This window comes from Arthrobacter sp. P1_D12 (assembly GCF_056406175.1).
Map to the genome: position 1 here is coordinate 12,112 of NZ_JBFUAR010000034.1, position 15,768 is coordinate 27,879.

Genomic DNA, 15,768 nt, shown 5'->3' on the forward strand with positions numbered 1-15,768 from the left:
GCCCGTTTATGGCCGCTTGGGACGGTTCAGGCGGTGGCGGGCGACGCCGGCGACTCGGCCTTGGCTGCCGCGTCAACACGCCTCTGTTCCACCCGTTTTGCCTGCTTTACCAGATCGGGTTCGCCCTGCCGCAGCGCGGCGTACAGCGGAGCCGCGATGAAGATCGTGGCGGCGGTGCCCACCAGGATGCCCACGAACAGCGCCAGGGACAGGTCCCGCAGCGTTCCGGCACCGAGCAACCCGGCCCCGATGAAGAGGATCGCGCCAACCGGCAGGATGGCCACCACCATGGTGTTGATGGACCGCACCAGGGTCTGGTTGATGGCGAGGTTGACCTCTTCGGCGAAGGTCCGCCGGGTGGAGGCCTGCATGTCCGAGGTGTTCTCCCGGATCTTGTCGAACACCACCACGGTGTCGTACAGCGAGTAGCTGAGCACCGTGAGGAAGCCGATGATGGCCGACGGCGTCACTTCGAAGTCGCTGAGGCCGTAAACACCGGCGGTCACGAACATCGTGACGGCCATGCCGACAAGTGCCGAGAGCGACATCTTCCAGGTTCGGAAGTAGAGCGCCATCAGGACGGCAGCCAGGCCCACAAAGATTGCCAGGCCCATCAGCGCCTGCTTTGTGACGTCCGCACCCCAGGTGGGGCCGACGAAGGTCGAGGTGACTTCGTTATCCGTCACGCCGTAGGCCTTGGTGAGGCCCTCCTTGATCTGCAGCGTCTCGTCGTCGCTGAGCTTGTCCGTCTGGATACGCATGGTGGTGCCGGCGACATTCGCCACGCGCGGCACGGACCCCGCCACGACGTCCTTGACGGCCTTCTCGCCGAGGGAGGCCTCAGTGGTCTTGACGTTGGAGACCGTGAACTCGGAGCCGCCGCGGAACTCGATGCCGAGGTTGAACCCACCCTTGGCGACCGGGATCAGGATGGAGAGGGCGACGGCGATTCCGGCGATCAGGAACCACAGCTTCCTGTAGCCGACGAAATCGTACGAGCGCTTGCCCGTGTACAGCTCATTGCCGAATGTTGAGAAGTTGACCATTTACTTGCCCTCCTTGGACGCGCTCTTGGAGGTACCGGCGAGCTGTGCCTGTTGTGCCTGATCCTGCTTTTCGGCGAGGCGGCGTTCTGCAATGGTCATCCGGCGTTCTGCCTCGGCGGCGGCGCCGGTGTTCTTCGCCCGCACGACTGCCACGGGCTTGTCCTCCGGGGTACGGACCCGGCCTGCACCGCGGTACAGCGGGACGGCGCCGAGGCGCTTCGGGTCCAGGCCCGAGAACCGGTGGCCTTCGCCGAAGAACTTGGTGCGGGCCAGCAACTGCAGGGTGGGGTGGGTGAACATGAAGACGACAATGAGGTCGGCGATCGCGGTGAGGCCGAGGGTGAACGCGAAGCCGCGGACGTTGCCCACTGCCACGAAGAACAGCACGACGGCGGCGAGCAGGTTCACGGCCTTGGACGCGAGGATGGTGCGCTTGGCCCGCTTCCAGCCGTTTTCCACGGCCGAGACCAGGCCGCGGCCTTCGCGGAGCTCATCGCGGATGCGTTCGAAGTAGACGATGAACGAGTCGGCTGTCTGGCCGATGGCCACGATCAGGCCCGCGACGCCGGCGAGCGAAAGCCGGTAGTTTTCGGTCCAGCCGAGGATGGCAATGGCCAGGAACGTCAGCACCCCGGCGATCACGAGGGATGCCACGGTCACGAGGCCAAGAGCCCGGTACTGGAACAGCGAGTAGACAAACACCAACAGGAGGCCGATCACGCCGGCGAGCATACCCATGCGGAGCTGCTCACCGCCGAGGGTTGCCGAGATCTGCTGTTCGCTCTGGATTTCGAAGCTGATCGGCAGGGCACCGAAACGGAGCTGGTCGGAGAGTGCCTTGGCCGACTCCTCGGTGAATCCGCCGGTGATCTGCGGCCGGCCGTCGGTGATGACGGCGAGGGAGCGCGGGGCGGAGATGACCTGGTCGTCCAGGACGATCGCGAACTGGGATTTCGGATCCGAGCCGGTCTGGCCGCCGCCGGCGGCGTAGAACTGGTACAGGCGCTCGGTGATTTCCTTGAACTTGGCGGTGCCCGCGTCATCGAACTGGATGTTGACGGCCCATTCATTAGTCACGGCACCCTGGGCGCCGCGCTGCAGCTGGAAGGAGGAGGACTTGATGTTCGAGCCCTTCACCTCCACCGGACCGAGGATGTACTTGATGGCCGGCGACTTGGCCGAGGCGGGCTCGCAGGTCACCAACGGCTTGGTCGGGTCGGAGCGCTGCTGCTTGTCCTGGGAGGGGTTGTCGCAGTCGAGGGCCTCGAACTGCTTGTAGATCTCGGGGGTAATCCAGTTCTCGTCGCTGCTGTTGGCGGGGGCGGCTGTCGGTTTCGGCAGCTGGGCATCCGGGGTCCTGGAGGCGGCGGGAACTGCTGCGCCGGGGCCGGTCTGGATGACCGGGCGGAAGTTCATGTCGGCGGAAGCCTGGATCAGCGCACGGGTTTCCTTGGCAGGGGTTCCCGGGAGGCTGACGACGACGTTGCGGCCGGACTGCGTGCTGATTTCCGCTTCCGCGACGCCCGAGCCGTCCACGCGCTGGCGAATGATCGCCACGGCCTGGTTGAGCTGGTCTTCGGTGATACCCGAACCGCCCTCAACCTTGGGCGCCAGGATCATCTGGGTGCCACCTTCAAGGTCCAGTGCGAGCTTTGGAGCCCAACCCGCCTGGCCGGCCATCGTGCCGCCCGCCAGGACAGCCGTCATGACGGCGATGATTACGCCAAGCCAGACCAGCATCCTGATGGCTGAGTTTTTGGGGCCAGTTCGTGCCATTGTCGATCTTTCTATTATTTACGGCGGATCCGCCGGCGCGGGCTCTGGGCCCGCCGACGGATGCCCGCAACCGTTGCTTCGCGGGATAGCTCAGGTAGGCAGACTAGCTGTCTTTTTTGCCCTCGTCGTTGAGGCGGCGCAGGGTTTCCTCGGGCGTTTCGGCGCGCGGTGCGTCGTGGACGGGGGCGCTGGCGTCGGTCCCCTCAGCACCCAGCTTCTCGGTGGTCAGCGAGGAAGCGTCGTCGGGAACGACCGTGGGCTCCTCGGCGGCGACAACCGGCTCCACAATTTTGGTGACGGCCTGGCGGTGCACCGTGGCCGTGTTGCCCGGGGAAAGCTCAAGCGTGACCTTGTTCTCCGCTTCGTCAATGTCGACGATCCGGCCGAACAGCCCGAAACTCGTCATGACCTCGACGCCGGGGCCGAACTTCGACTGGAGCTGCGCCTGCTGCTGCTGCGTTTTCTTGTTGCGGCGGAACATCATGAAGACGAACACGCCAAGCATCACGAACAGGAGAATTGTCATTGGATCCAAGGGGAAAGTTCCGTTCTGTACTTGCATAGCTGTTTTTCAGCAACGTCCGTCTGCTCCTGGCGGCGCGGGCAGGGGTCTGCGCAGCAAACTGGCAGCGAGACCGTCCCCCAGACCGCCGGCGGCGACCTGCTCTCCGCCCACGGAAACAAAACCCGGACGTGCCGAGCGTCATACCAGTCTAAAGGGAAAAGCTGAAAGAACGGTGCTAGCGGCTGTTTCGGATCCACTGAGGATCGGTTTCTTCGCCGAGATCCCCGCCGGACCCGACGATCGGGCTCTCGCCCAGTTCGTCGGCCTGGAACAGTTCCAGCGGGTCCTGGCCGAAGGCGCCGGCCGGAATGGCGAAGCCCAGGTGCGTCCATGCCGGCGCCAGGGCTATCCGGCCGCGCGGCGTCCGGCCCAGGAGTCCTTCCCGCACCAGATAGGGCTCGGCGACCGTTTCCACGGTCTCCGTTTCCTCGCCGACGGCGATCGCGAGCGTGGACAGGCCTACCGGCCCGCCGCCGAACTTGGTGATGAGGGCCTCGAGAACGGCACGGTCCAGCCGGTCCAGGCCCCGCTTGTCCACCTCGTACATGTCCAGGGCCGCGGAGGCCGCCCGCGCGTCGATTTGCTCGATGCCGTGCACGAGCGCCCAGTCCCGGACCCGGCGCAGGAGCCGGTTGGCGATGCGTGGCGTGCCCCGGGACCGGCCGGCAATCTCGCTGAATCCGGCGGAGTTGACCTTGAGGTCAAGCAGGCCGGCGGAGCGGCGCAGGACCAGTTCCAGCTCCTCGACGGAGTAAAACTCGAGGTGGCCGGTGAAACCGAACCGGTCCCGCAGCGGGCCGGGAAGAAGGCCGGCCCGCGTGGTGGCGCCGACCAGGGTGAAGGGCGGCAGCTCCAGCGGAATGGCCGTGGCACCGGCGCCCTTGCCGACGACGATATCGACGCGGAAATCCTCCATCGCCATGTACAGCATTTCCTCGGCCGGCCGGGACATACGGTGGATTTCATCCAGGAACAGGACCTCGCCCTCAGAGAGCGAGGACAGGATGGCCGCAAGGTCGCCCGCGTGCTGGATGGCCGGGCCGCTGCTGATCCGCAGCGGGACGTTCATTTCGGCGGCGATGATCATGGACAGCGTGGTCTTGCCCAGGCCGGGAGGGCCCGAGAGCAGCACGTGGTCCGCGCTGCGCCCACGCATACGCGAGGCCTCCAACACGAGGGAGAGCTGCTTGCGGACCCGGTGCTGGCCCACGAAGTCGTGCAGGTTCTTGGGCCGCAGGGCGGCTTCGATGACCCGCTCCTCCGGTTCCTCTCCCCCGGCGACGATCGACGGCTCAGCCACGCGCGCCTACCCGGTTCCCGGCGCGGGCGCCGTCCTGGCCCAGCCAGCGCAGCGTCGCGCGGAGAATCTCCGCCACATTGCCGTTCGCGGCCAGGTCCGGGGAATCGGCCAGGGACTTGTCGATGCTGGCCGTGGCATCCTTTTCGGACCAGCCCAGGCTGGTCATCGCGGCCACCACCTGCGGCTTCCAGACGGATTCCGCGGAAACGGCCGCGACAGGCGCGCCGGCGGTGCCGTGCGGCACAAGCTTGCCGGCGAGTTCGAGCACGATCCGGCCGGCCACCTTCGGTCCGATGCCCGGGACCTTCGTGAAGGCCTTGCCGTCGCCGGAGTGGGCGGCCACCCGGATGGCTTCCGGCTCGTGGACGGCCAGCACGGCCAGGGCGAGGCGGGGACCGACGCCGCTGACGCTGAGGAGCACATCAAACACCTCGCGTTCGTCATCGCTGGCGAAGCCGAACAGGGTCAGCGAGTCTTCCCGCACGATCAGGGACGTGAACAGCTTCCCCTCCTCACCCACCCGGAGGCCGCTGAGGGTCTGCGGTGTGGCATTGACGCTCATGCCGGCCCCGTTGAGGTCGATCACGGCGGAGGACAGGCCAACATGCGCAACGGTTCCGCGAAGAAAACTGATCAAGGCCGGGCTCCTGGTCTAACTGACGTCTACAACTGGGTGATGAAAGAACGTACAGCCGGGCACGCCGGCTATCCGAACATATCTACGAATACCCTACCAAGCCCCGCGGCTTCACAGCCGGACATTCAGCGCGCACGGCGCGCTTTTGCCTCCGCGTCCGCCCACGCCCGCTGCGCCGGAGTGAGGGACTGGCTGCCCGGCCCCGTCGTCACTGCATCCTTGGTGGAAGTGCCGCCGCCGGACCGCCAGGCGTGGGTGATGGCCAACGCGAGGGCGTCGGCGGCGTCGGCCGGGCGCGGAGGCGCATCCAGCCGAAGGATCTTGGTCACCAGCTTGGTGACCGCGTCCTTGTTCGAGGTCCCGCTTCCCGTCACGGCGGCCTTGACCTCGGACGGGGTGTGCAGCGCCACCGGGATGCCACGGCGCGCGGCGGCCGCAATGACCACACCGGAGGCCTGCGCCACCCCCATGACCGTGCTGACGTTGAGCTGGGAAAAGACCCTCTCCACGGCGAGGACCTGGGGTTCGTAGCGGTCCAGCCACTCGTCGATGGACGTGGCGATGACCAGCAGCCGCTGGTCCAGGCTCTCCTCGGGAGACGTGCCCACAACACCGAAGGCCACCAAAGTGGCCCGCCGGTTCCGCTCGACGTCGACAACGCCGATCCCGCACCGGGTGAGGCCCGGGTCGACCCCCAACACGCGCAGCGTCACGGTTGGGCCGTCAAGACCGGGCCCCAAAGTCACGTTTGGGTGAGTGCGTCACTCGGCTTCCAGTGCGGCCTGCACTTCGTCGCTGAGGTCGGCGTTGCTGTACACGTTCTGGACGTCGTCGAGCTCTTCCAGGGCATCCACCAGCTTCATGAACTTCTTGGCGGCATCGAGGTCCAGCGGCACCTGCATGGACGGCACAAACTCGGCCTCGTCGGTGTCGTACTCGATGCCGGCTTCCTTGAGGGCATCGCGGATGGCCTGGAGGTCGGTCGGCTCGGAGTGGATCTCGAAGCTGTCGCCGTTGTCCTTGACTTCCTCGGCCCCGGCATCCAGCACGGCCATCAGGACGTCGTCCTCGGTCAGGCCGTTCTTCGGCAGCGAGACGACGCCCTTGCGGGAGAAGAGGTAGCTGACGGAGCCGGGATCGGCGATCGTGCCGCCGTTGCGGGAGATGGCGAGCCGGACCTCGGAGGCGGCACGGTTCTTGTTGTCCGTGAGGCACTCGATCAGCAGGGCGGAACCCTGCGGGCCGCGGCACTCGTACATGATTTCGGTGTAGTCGACGACTTCGCCGGTGAGCCCGGCGCCGCGCTTGATGGCGCGGTCGATATTGTCGGCGGGCACCGACGTCTTTTTCGCCTTGGTGACGGCCAGTTCCAGGCTGGGGTTGCCGGAGAGGTCGGGGCCGCCCATGCGCGCGGCGACTTCGATGTTCTTGATCAGCTTGGCGAACGACTTGGCCCGGCGGCTGTCAAGGATGGCCTTCTTATGCTTGGTCGTCGCCCATTTGGAGTGGCCTGACATGCTTTACGCTTCTCCTCTGATCATTCGAATAAACAGTTCATGCACGCGCTTCTCCCCCGTCACTTCCGGGTGGAAGGAGGTGGCCAGCAGCTTGCCGGAACGCACTGCAACAATTCTAGCCGTCCCGTCCAGGACAGCGGCATGCGAGGCATGCTCCGGGTCCGCGGGTTCCGCCTGCGCCAGGACCTCCACCCCTGGACCCACACGCTCCACCCATGGGCCGCGGATGAACACCGCATGGACGGGAGCCACGCCGGAGCCGGTGTCGCTAAAGCCCAGTCCCTTGAAGTCCAGGTCCGTCTCGAAGGACTCGCGCTGCCGGCCGAAGGCGTTGCGGCGCACGGTGATGTCGAGTCCGCCGAACGTCTGCTGCGGGTTTCCGGCCAGGTCCTTCGCCGGGTCCGCGATCTCGTCCGCCAGCAGGATCATCCCGGCGCACGAGCCGTAGACGGGCAGGCCGGCCTGGATGCGTTCGCGCAGCGGATCCCGGAGCCCGAAGATCCGGGAGAGCTTGTCGATCGTGGTCGATTCGCCGCCGGGGATGATGAGTCCGTCCAGGCCGTCGAGTTCGGCGGGACGCCGGATCCCGACGCCGGCGGCTCCGGCGGCTTCCACGGCATGCAGATGCTCCCGGAAATCGCCCTGCAGCGCCAGGACGCCGATCCGGAGCCCCGTTCCCGCGCGGGATTCAGGGGAAAAAGAGGGGGTGGTCATCCCCACAGCATAGTGCTCTGCGCTGCACAGTACGCATGGAAGACGCATGCAGCGGCACCGGGCGTCCGGGTTCCATGCCGCTGCTGGGATATATTACAGAGCATGCTTTACTTCAGCGTTCCGCTCGGCAAGTTCGTCCGCCGGGTCTCCCGGCTCAGGGGCGGAGGCTCGGCCCTCCCCGGGCTCGTGGTCGAAAAAATCGACCCCGATTTCATGCGGCGGACGCTGTCCACGCTGCCGCTGGGGGTCGCCGTCGTCAGTGGCACGAACGGGAAGACCACCACCACCAAGATGGTCGTGGAACTGCTCGAGAGCCAGGGACTGAAGGTCTTCACCAACCGCACCGGCAGCAACTTCACCCGAGGCGTGGCCGCGGCCCTCCTGGGCGAGGTCGACTGGCGGGGCCGGCTCGATGCCGACGTCGCGGTCCTGGAACTGGATGAGGCGCATGCCGTCCACTTCGTCAACAAGGTCCCGCCGCGGTACAGCCTCCTGCTCAATGTCCTCCGCGACCAGTTGGACCGGTTCGGCGAGATCGACAAGACCGCCGAACTGCTCCAGCACATCGCGTCCAAGACCACCGGGACCGTGGTCCTGAACCGGGAAGACCCGCGCGTTGCCCGGATCGCCCAGACCCTGGACGGGCCGGAGGTGCTCTACTTCGGGCTCGACGATTCGCTGCTGAGCACCTTCCCCAACGACGACGACATGCGCGCCGCCCCGGGCAGCCCGGTGCCGGCCGCCCCCGCCCGGGCCGCCGCCGACGTCGTGTTGCGCCGAGTGGGCGCCGACGACGCCGATTTCGAGTACGACGGCGCGACGGTCACCACGGGGATGAAACTGCGCGGCGTCTACAACATCTTCAATGCCGCCGCCGCGCTGACCCTGGCCCGCGGCGTCTCCGGCGCCCGCGGCACCGGGACCGACCAGGCCGGCCTGCTCACGGCGCTGTCCAAGGTGGCGCCGGCGTTCGGCCGCGGCGAAAGCCTCGTGGTCGATGGCCTGCCGCTGGAACTGGTGCTGGTCAAGAACCCCAGCGGTTTCCGGCTCGGCCTCAAGTCGTTCCCGGCCGGGGGGTACGCCACGATGATCGCGATCAACGACAACTACGCAGACGGCCGGGACATGTCCTGGCTGTGGGACGTCGAATTCGACACGCTCCGCGCCAGCGGCGTGGACCAGCTCACGGGCTCCCGCGCGTATGACATGGCGCTGCGGCTCCAGTACGACGACGTCGCGATCGGCGCCGTCGACACGGACATTGCGCCGGCACTGGCAGCGTTCATCCGCGGCGGCGAGGGCAAGCCGAAGAGGATCTTTTGCACCTACACGGCCATGCTGGCTATCCGCCGCGAGCTGTCCAAAATCACCACAGTGGAGGTGGTCTCATGACCCCCGGGTCCCCCGAAACCCCGAACGAGCTGTCCTTTGGGCACGAACTTCCGCCCGAAGATTCCGCGGCCCCCAGCAAGGGAACCATCCGGGTCCTGCAGCTCTACCCGCGGGACATGAACATTTACGGCGACTGGGGCAACGCCCTGGTCCTCGCGCAGCGCTTGCGCTGGCACGGCTACACGCCGGAACTGCTCGAGTACAACGTTGGTGACCCGTTCCCTGCAGACGTGGACCTGATCGTCGGTGGCGGCGGCCAGGACAGCGGACAGCTCGTCATCCAGGACGACCTCCTCTCGCGCGAGTCCACCCTGAAGCAGATGGCCGACGAGGGCACCCCGATGCTCGTGATCTGCGGGCTGTACCAGCTGTTCGGGAAATTCTTCAAGACCCGGCTCGGGTCCGTCCTTCCGGGAATCGGCATCCTGGACGTGGAAACCCACGGCACCGACGAGCGCCTGATCGGCAACGTCACGGTCTCCTCCCCCGAATTCGGCAGCATCCTCGGCTACGAAAACCACAGCGGCCAGACCACTCTGGGACCGGGCGTCGAACCGCTCGGGACGACGGCCAAAGGCACCGGCAACAACAGCACGGACGGTCAGGAGGGCGCCCGCTACCGCAACATCGTGGCGAGCTACCTGCACGGCTCGCTGCTGCCCAAGAACCCGGCTCTCGCGGATTTCCTGATCCGGACCGCCGTCGAACGTAAATACGGCAGCTTCACCCCGGGCACGCCGGATGACTCCTACGCGGTGCTGGCGCGGGAACACGCCGCCCGCCGGCCCCGCTGACCCGGGTGGCCGGCGCCGAGGGCGGCACGGTCCGGATTGGGCGCGACACCCCGGAGCGCGAGGACGTCCTGCGGCTCCTGGGCGAACACCTCGCCGACATGTACGCGACCTCCCCGCCGGAAAGCGTCCACGCCCTTGATCCCGCCGCGCTGGCCGGACCCGGCATCAGCTTCTGGACCGCCCGGCAGGACTCCCGGCTCCTGGGCTGCGCGGCGCTGAAACACCTGGCTCCCGGCGACGCCGAGATCAAGTCGATGCGCACCGCGAATGCAGCCCGCGGGCGCGGCGTTGCGTCGGCGCTGCTCCGCCACCTCCTGGCCGAGGCCCGGCACAGTGGCTACGAACGCCTGTTCCTGGAGACGGGGAGCCAGGAGTTCTTCGCCCCCGCGCGGCGGCTGTACGAGCGGCACGGTTTCACGGACTGCCCGCCGTTTGCCGGCTACGAAGCCGACCCCAACAGCGTCTTCATGTCCCTGCTTCTGGACGCCGGGTAGCTGCCGGGCAGCTTTCCATCGGCCCCGCCTGCCCTCATCGGCTCCGGACGAAGGCCAGGACGTCGCGCGGCACCCGCCGGCTCGATCCCGCCCGGACATGGCCCCATCGTTCGTAGACGATCAGGGTGCAGTCTGGAATCAATTGCGCGGTCTCCTCCGCAACCGTCCTCGGGAAGAACGCGTCCCGGCCGCCGCAGAGCAGCAGGACGGGCGGACGAATGAGCGGCAGTACCGCCCGCGCATCGAACGTGAACTCGGCCCGCGCCTCCGTCAGCACGTCCGCGGCGGGGCATCCGGAGGGGTCCAGCACGCGCCGGCCGACGACAGGTCCCAGCAGTTCCCGCAGCCAGCGGGTCCGCGGCCCCGGGAAGAGGTACTCGGCCAGGACCGTCCCGGCGCGGCCTGCGTCTCCGGCAGCGACGGCGGCGGCCATCCGCTCGTCCACGTCTTTGCCCCACGCGCTCAGTTCGGCCGCCGTGACCACCATCGCGATGTGCCCGAAGGACTGGGGATGGCGGGCGGCCAGGTACTGCCCGATCATCCCGCCGAATGACTCGGCCACCACCAGGCCGACCCTGCCGCCGAACTCCTCGGCGATCAGCCGGGCGTAGTCGTCCGCCATGTCGGCGCTGGTGTGCGACGCCGGCATGTTCCGCCGGCGGGTGACAATCCAGATGGCGTACCCGGCCTCCTGATAGGCGGCAAACTCCCGCCGGAACAGTCCGCGCAGCACCCCCTGGGGCACGAAGCTCCCCGGTCCGCCCTGGACGAACAAGAGCGTCTTCGGGCCCCGGCCCCACGTCAGGTATTCCATCCCGTTGCTGAACGTCCCGCTCCGGGATTCCCGATCCCGCCGGTTTGCCCGGGCCATGACGCCGGCCTACGGTGTTATCTGCGTCGTCGGCTGCGGCATCGGCTGCGGCTGCCGGAGCAGCTCCGCGAACTCCGCCGGCCGGGATGCCGGCCACCAGTGGCCGCTGTCCACCCGGATCACCGTGAGATCATCCACCCAGGAATCCAGTCCGTCCACGAGGTCCGGCGACAGGAAGGAATCCTTCAGCGGCACCACCACCTGGACGGGCAGCGTCACGCGGCCGCCGGCCGGCCAGTTCACCGCCGAGAAGAAATTTGCGCGGTAAAGGGCCAGGCCGCGGATGGGATCATCGCCGACGTCGCGCTTGGCCGTCTGCCCGTAGCGTTTCGTGAGGAAGAGGCGCCAGGCGGCCTCCGGCAGCTTCGGTACAAGGAACGCGGCGATGTACCAACTGCGGGCCAATTGTCCGGCCAGCTGCGGCCACGCCCGGGGACGTGCATACCGGCTCCGCACCCAGCGGGAGAAGTGCCGCAGGTCGGGGCCCGAGATGGACGTGTACCGGCCGATCAGGCCCGCGGCCCGGGGGTCCTGGACGGCGGCCCAGCCCTGGATCGAGCCCCAGTCATGGCCCACAAGATGGACATCCGCGGCTCCGACGGTGGCCAGCACGGCGAACATGTCATCCACGAGCGTCTTCAGGGTGAAGTCCCCGGGGAGGCCCGTGACGACGGACGCGCCCGCGTTCCGGGTGTCGTAGGCGACTACGTGGTGGCTTCGGGCCAGATCACCGATGGCCGGCAGGAAGACCTGATGATCGTCCGGATAGCCGTGTACCAGCAGCAACGTGGGCACTTCGGGACCCGGCTCCCTGCCATACTCGAAGACGGCAAGCTCGGCCCCGCTGGACGCGACGGTGCGCCGCCGTTCGTTGATCATCTCCATGCCGCCCAAGCTTAGGGCCCCGGGGTGAGAATCAGCTCATGGGCGCCCGCCGCCGCGGCGCCCATCGACTCCAGCACGGCCGTGGTGCGCCGGCGCGTGGCCGCGTCCGCCGCCGTTCCGGCGCAACGGCCCTGCGGCGCGTCGGCCGCCACCGAACACCAGCGGTAGGGTCCGCGGACTATTACCGACGGCGCCCAGGCCAGGTCCGAGGCGGCCCAGGACCCGGCCGCGTCCTGGCTGAACTGCACCCGGACCAACAGGCCCTCGTTGTTGACCACGAACGAGGGCGAGAGCTCGGTGATGCCGTTGCCGAGCCCGTACACAATCCAGGTTCCCTTGTACTTCTCGATCGGCAGCACCGAGTGGCTGTGGTGGCCGTAGACCAGGCTGAACAGGCCGCTGTCCACGAGCGCATGAGCGACGTCGCGCTGCTGGGTGTTGGGCTCGGCTAAGTACTCTTCCCCGGCGTGCATGACCCCCAGCACGATGTCCGCGCCCAAAGCCCGGGCCTTGCGTGCCTTGGAAATCATGGCATCGGGATCGAGCAGGTCGACCTGCCAGGGCTGCTCGGCGCGCAGCCCGTTGAGGCCGTATGTGGCATCAATGACGGCGATTTTGGCCGCGGCGGTCTGCAGGATCAGGATGCCCTGGGACTCTACCTCGGTTCGGTACGAGCCCGTGTGCCGGAGTCCGGCGGCGTCGAGGACGTCCAGGGTGCGGATGAGTCCCGCGGTGCCGCGGTCAACGGTGTGATTGCTGGCGGTCGTGCAGGCCTGATAGCCCACGCCCCGCACGGCGGTGATGATCTGCGGCGGAACGTTGAAGGAGGGATACCCGGAGAACGGTCCGCCCGGGCCGGCCACCGGGGTCTCCAGATGGCAGATCGCCACGTCGCTCTGCTCGATGTAGCGCCGCTGGCCCTCCAGCAGCGGCCCGAAGTCCAGCCCCGCGGCGCCGGCGGCGCGGGCGTCCTCGCGGGCCTGCTGCCAGAGCTGGGGGTGGACCAGCATGTCCCCGGTGACGAGGACGGAAGTGCACCGGGCGGCCGCACAGCCTGGACCCTTCCCGGGCGTCGGCGTCGGTGTGGGTGTCGGTGTCGGTGTGGGCGTCGGGGTGCCCGACGGCGGCTGGGCAACGTCGGATGTTCCGCCGGTACCGCCTGCCGTGGGACCCGGGGGGTTATCCGGCCCGGCGAGGAGTCCGCAGGATGCCAGCAACGACGCGAGAACAACGGCCGTTGCTGCGGTCAGGATCCGGCCCCGCGGCCCCGCGGTCGTGTTCTCCATGCCGCTCATCCTATGGTGGGCGGCATCACAACACACGGAGGCGATCGTTGAGAAGCGGCCGCCTGCATGAAAGAGTCATTTCATGACCAATCCCCTCCTGAGCCCCAGCACCCTGCCCTATGGACTGCCGCCGTTCGCGGATATCGACGACGCGCACTACGCCGAGGCCGTCGAGACCGGCCTGGCCGAGCACCTTGCCGAAATCCAGGCCATCGTGGACACCCCGGCGGCCCCGACCTTCGAAAACACGGCCCTCGCCATGGAACGCTCCGGCCGGCTCCTGGACCGGGCCGCCGCGTCCTTTTTCACGCTGGTGTCCGCAGACGCCTCAGACACCATCCGCGACCTCGAGACCCGTCTGTCCCCGCTCTTTGCCGCCCACCAGGACGCCGTCTATCTCAACCGCGGGCTCTACGAGCGCTTCGCGGCGCTGGACGCAGCGGTCCTGGACGCGGAGTCCGCCCGGCTCGTGGAGGAATACCTCAAGGAGTTCCGGGCCTCCGGCATCCAGCTCGACGACGCCGGCCAGGAGCGCCTCAAGGAGGTCAACGCCGAACTTTCCCGGCTCGGCACCGAGTTCGGCCAGCGCGTCAAGGAGGGCATGAAGTCCGCTGCCCTGCTGCTGGATGACGCCGCCGACCTCGCAGGCCTGCCCGCCGACGACGTCGCCAGCGCCGCCGAGGCCGCCCGGACCGCCGGGCACGAGGGAAAGTTCCTGCTGACCCTGATCCAGCCGAGCAACCAGCCTGCCATGGCCGCGCTGGCGAACCGGGAGATCCGCCGTCGCCTCTACGAGGCCTCCATCGGCCGCGGCAGCGACGGCGGCAGCTTCGATGTGCTCGACCTGGTCAAGGACATGGTCCGGCTCCGCGCCGAGAAGGCCAGCCTTCTCGGGTTCGCGAACTTCGCCGAACTCAGCGTGGACCGGCAGACGGCACCGGACTTCCAGGCCGTTCAGGCAATGATGAGCCGGCTGGCCCCGGCCGCCGTCCGCAATGCCGACGCAGAGGCCGAGGCACTGGCCGGGGCCGCCGGCCACCCCCTCGAGGCCTGGGACTGGGCGTATTACTCTGCCAAGGTCAAGCGGGAGCGGTATGCCGTGGACGAACAGGCCCTGCGCCCCTACTTCGAGCTGGACAGGGTTTTGAATGATGGTGTGTTCTTCGCGGCGAACGCCCTGTACGGCGTCACCTTCCACGAACGCGCCGACCTCGCCGGCTACCACCCGGACGTGCGCGTCTGGGAGGTGAAGAATTCCGACGGCACGGACCTGGGCCTGTTCCTCGGCGATTACTACACACGGGAGACGAAGCGCGGGGGCGCGTGGATGAATTCCCTCGTGGAGCAGTCAGGGCTCTTGAACACCCGACCCGTGGTGATCAACAACCTCAACATCTCCAAGCCGCCGGCCGGCGAACCCACCCTGCTGACGCTGGACGAGCTCCGCACCACCTTCCACGAGTTCGGCCACGCCCTGCACGGCCTGTTTTCCGCCGTCACCTATCCTCGGTTCTCCGGCACGAACGTGCCGCGGGACTTTGTGGAATACCCTTCGCAGGTCAACGAAATGTGGATCATGTGGCCCGAGGTCCTGGCCAACTATGCCCGGCACCACGCCACCGGTGAGCCCCTGCCGCAGGAGACAGTGGACAAACTCAACGCCGCCCAGCTCTGGGGCGAAGGCTTCGGCACCACCGAATACCTCGGCGCTGCCCTGCTGGACCTGGCGTGGCATGTCCTGGACGGCTCCGACATCCCGGATGACGCCGTCGAGTTTGAAGCGAAGGCGCTGGCCGCGGCCGGCGTGGCGCACAGCCTGATCCCGCCGCGCTACCGGACCGGCTACTTCCAGCACATCTTCGCGGGAGGCTGGTATGCCGCCGGCTACTACTCCTACATCTGGAGCGAGGTCCTGGACGCTGACACCGTGGAATGGTTCAAGGAAAACGGCGGCCTCAGCCGCGCCAACGGCAATTTCTTCCGCGCCGAACTGCTTTCCCGCGGCAACAGCCGGGATCCGCTGGAGTCCTTCCGCGCCTTCCGCGGCCGGGACTCGGATCTCGCGCCGCTGCTGAAGCGCCGCGGCCTCGACTGACCCCTCACAGAGCGAAGGCGGCCGGCCACCTAAGAAGGTGACCGGCCGGCGTCGTACTTAATACTTTGGCGACAATTGCGCCCGACTCTCTTGGCCTAATAAGAGAGACTGCAGAGGCTCCATGGACGAGGCGCCTTGGCGCCGAGTCTGTGGAGAATCAGTCGAACGTTACCAGCCGCGCTCGGCGAGGCGGTGCGGCTGCGGGATCTCGTCGACGTTGATGCCGACCATGGCCTCGCCCAGGCCCCGGGAGGCCTTGGCGATCTCGTCCGGGTCGTCGTAGAACGTGGTGGCCTTCACGACGGCGGCGGCACGCTGGGCCGGGTTGCCGGACTTGAAGATGCCGGAGCCGACAAACACGCCGTCGGCGCCGAGCTGCATCATCATCGCGGCGTC

15 protein-coding genes and 1 pseudogene are annotated in these 15,768 nt (G+C 67.7%); 4 read left to right on the forward strand and 12 right to left on the reverse strand.

Annotated features, from left to right (window positions below; translation table 11 throughout):
- Positions 1-26 precede the first annotated feature (26 nt).
- The 8 genes from secF to pdxT form a co-directional block, all read right to left on the reverse strand.
- Positions 27-1,046: a protein translocase subunit SecF gene (gene secF / locus AC1DZV_RS20475; RefSeq protein WP_028277691.1), complete on the reverse strand. Its 1,020-nt coding sequence runs from the start codon at positions 1,044-1,046 to the stop codon at positions 27-29.
- Positions 1,047-2,822 carry a protein translocase subunit SecD gene (gene secD / locus AC1DZV_RS20480; protein WP_476949394.1) on the reverse strand — a complete coding sequence of 592 codons (1,776 nt, stop codon included), beginning with the start codon at positions 2,820-2,822 and terminating at the stop codon, positions 1,047-1,049.
- 103 nt (positions 2,823-2,925) lie between these two features.
- Positions 2,926-3,348, reverse strand: coding sequence for a preprotein translocase subunit YajC (gene yajC / locus AC1DZV_RS20485; RefSeq protein ID WP_476949393.1), 423 nt, complete (start codon positions 3,346-3,348; stop codon positions 2,926-2,928).
- Positions 3,349-3,562: 214 nt separating this feature from the next.
- Positions 3,563-4,687, reverse strand: coding sequence for a Holliday junction branch migration DNA helicase RuvB (gene ruvB, locus AC1DZV_RS20490; RefSeq protein WP_476949392.1), 1,125 nt, complete (start codon positions 4,685-4,687; stop codon positions 3,563-3,565).
- Positions 4,680-5,324, reverse strand: a complete 645-nt coding sequence (gene ruvA / locus AC1DZV_RS20495) for a Holliday junction branch migration protein RuvA (protein ID WP_018773177.1) — start codon at positions 5,322-5,324, stop codon at positions 4,680-4,682. Before ruvA ends, ruvB begins: the two co-directional genes overlap by 8 nt.
- A gap of 125 nt (positions 5,325-5,449) precedes the next feature.
- Complete coding sequence (ruvC, locus tag AC1DZV_RS20500; protein ID WP_476949759.1) at positions 5,450-6,037, reverse strand: crossover junction endodeoxyribonuclease RuvC; 588 nt, start codon at positions 6,035-6,037, stop codon at positions 5,450-5,452.
- A 48-nt stretch (positions 6,038-6,085) separates the two neighbouring features.
- Positions 6,086-6,841 carry a YebC/PmpR family DNA-binding transcriptional regulator gene (locus AC1DZV_RS20505; protein WP_079554202.1) on the reverse strand — a complete coding sequence of 252 codons (756 nt, stop codon included), beginning with the start codon at positions 6,839-6,841 and terminating at the stop codon, positions 6,086-6,088.
- 3 nt (positions 6,842-6,844) lie between these two features.
- Complete coding sequence (pdxT, locus tag AC1DZV_RS20510; protein WP_476949391.1) at positions 6,845-7,555, reverse strand: pyridoxal 5'-phosphate synthase glutaminase subunit PdxT; 711 nt, start codon at positions 7,553-7,555, stop codon at positions 6,845-6,847.
- A 102-nt stretch (positions 7,556-7,657) separates the two neighbouring features.
- Here pdxT and AC1DZV_RS20515 point away from each other — a divergent pair, with 102 nt between their 5' ends.
- The 3 genes from AC1DZV_RS20515 to AC1DZV_RS20525 are packed head-to-tail and all read left to right on the forward strand — an operon-like array spanning position 7,658 to position 10,235.
- Positions 7,658-8,947 (forward strand): MurT ligase domain-containing protein, encoded by a 1,290-nt coding sequence (locus AC1DZV_RS20515; protein ID WP_476949390.1) that lies wholly within the window; start codon positions 7,658-7,660, stop codon positions 8,945-8,947.
- Positions 8,944-9,741, forward strand: coding sequence for a type 1 glutamine amidotransferase (locus tag AC1DZV_RS20520; protein WP_476949389.1), 798 nt, complete (start codon positions 8,944-8,946; stop codon positions 9,739-9,741). The genes AC1DZV_RS20515 and AC1DZV_RS20520 overlap by 4 nt, the downstream gene beginning before the upstream one ends.
- A gap of 5 nt (positions 9,742-9,746) precedes the next feature.
- The gene (locus AC1DZV_RS20525; RefSeq protein ID WP_476871607.1) at positions 9,747-10,235 is read left to right on the forward strand and encodes a GNAT family N-acetyltransferase; all 489 of its coding nucleotides are present in this window, start codon (positions 9,747-9,749) and stop codon (positions 10,233-10,235) included.
- A gap of 34 nt (positions 10,236-10,269) precedes the next feature.
- Here the strand turns inward: AC1DZV_RS20525 and AC1DZV_RS20530 are convergent, their stop codons facing one another.
- From AC1DZV_RS20530 to AC1DZV_RS20540, 3 genes are read right to left on the reverse strand one after another with little or no spacing between them, the layout of a single operon-like run.
- Positions 10,270-11,106, reverse strand: a complete 837-nt coding sequence (locus AC1DZV_RS20530) for an alpha/beta fold hydrolase (RefSeq protein WP_476954466.1) — start codon at positions 11,104-11,106, stop codon at positions 10,270-10,272.
- 9 nt (positions 11,107-11,115) lie between these two features.
- Positions 11,116-11,991, reverse strand: coding sequence for an alpha/beta fold hydrolase (locus AC1DZV_RS20535; RefSeq protein ID WP_476954467.1), 876 nt, complete (start codon positions 11,989-11,991; stop codon positions 11,116-11,118).
- A gap of 11 nt (positions 11,992-12,002) precedes the next feature.
- The gene (locus tag AC1DZV_RS20540) at positions 12,003-13,277 is read right to left on the reverse strand and encodes a CapA family protein (protein WP_476949386.1); all 1,275 of its coding nucleotides are present in this window, start codon (positions 13,275-13,277) and stop codon (positions 12,003-12,005) included.
- An 82-nt stretch (positions 13,278-13,359) separates the two neighbouring features.
- Between AC1DZV_RS20540 and AC1DZV_RS20545 the strand changes: the two genes are divergently transcribed.
- Positions 13,360-15,372, forward strand: coding sequence for a M3 family metallopeptidase (locus AC1DZV_RS20545; protein WP_476949385.1), 2,013 nt, complete (start codon positions 13,360-13,362; stop codon positions 15,370-15,372).
- 168 nt (positions 15,373-15,540) lie between these two features.
- Here AC1DZV_RS20545 and AC1DZV_RS20550 read toward each other — a convergent pair.
- Positions 15,541-15,768: pseudogene (locus tag AC1DZV_RS20550) on the reverse strand (pyridoxal 5'-phosphate synthase lyase subunit PdxS); the annotation flags it as partial.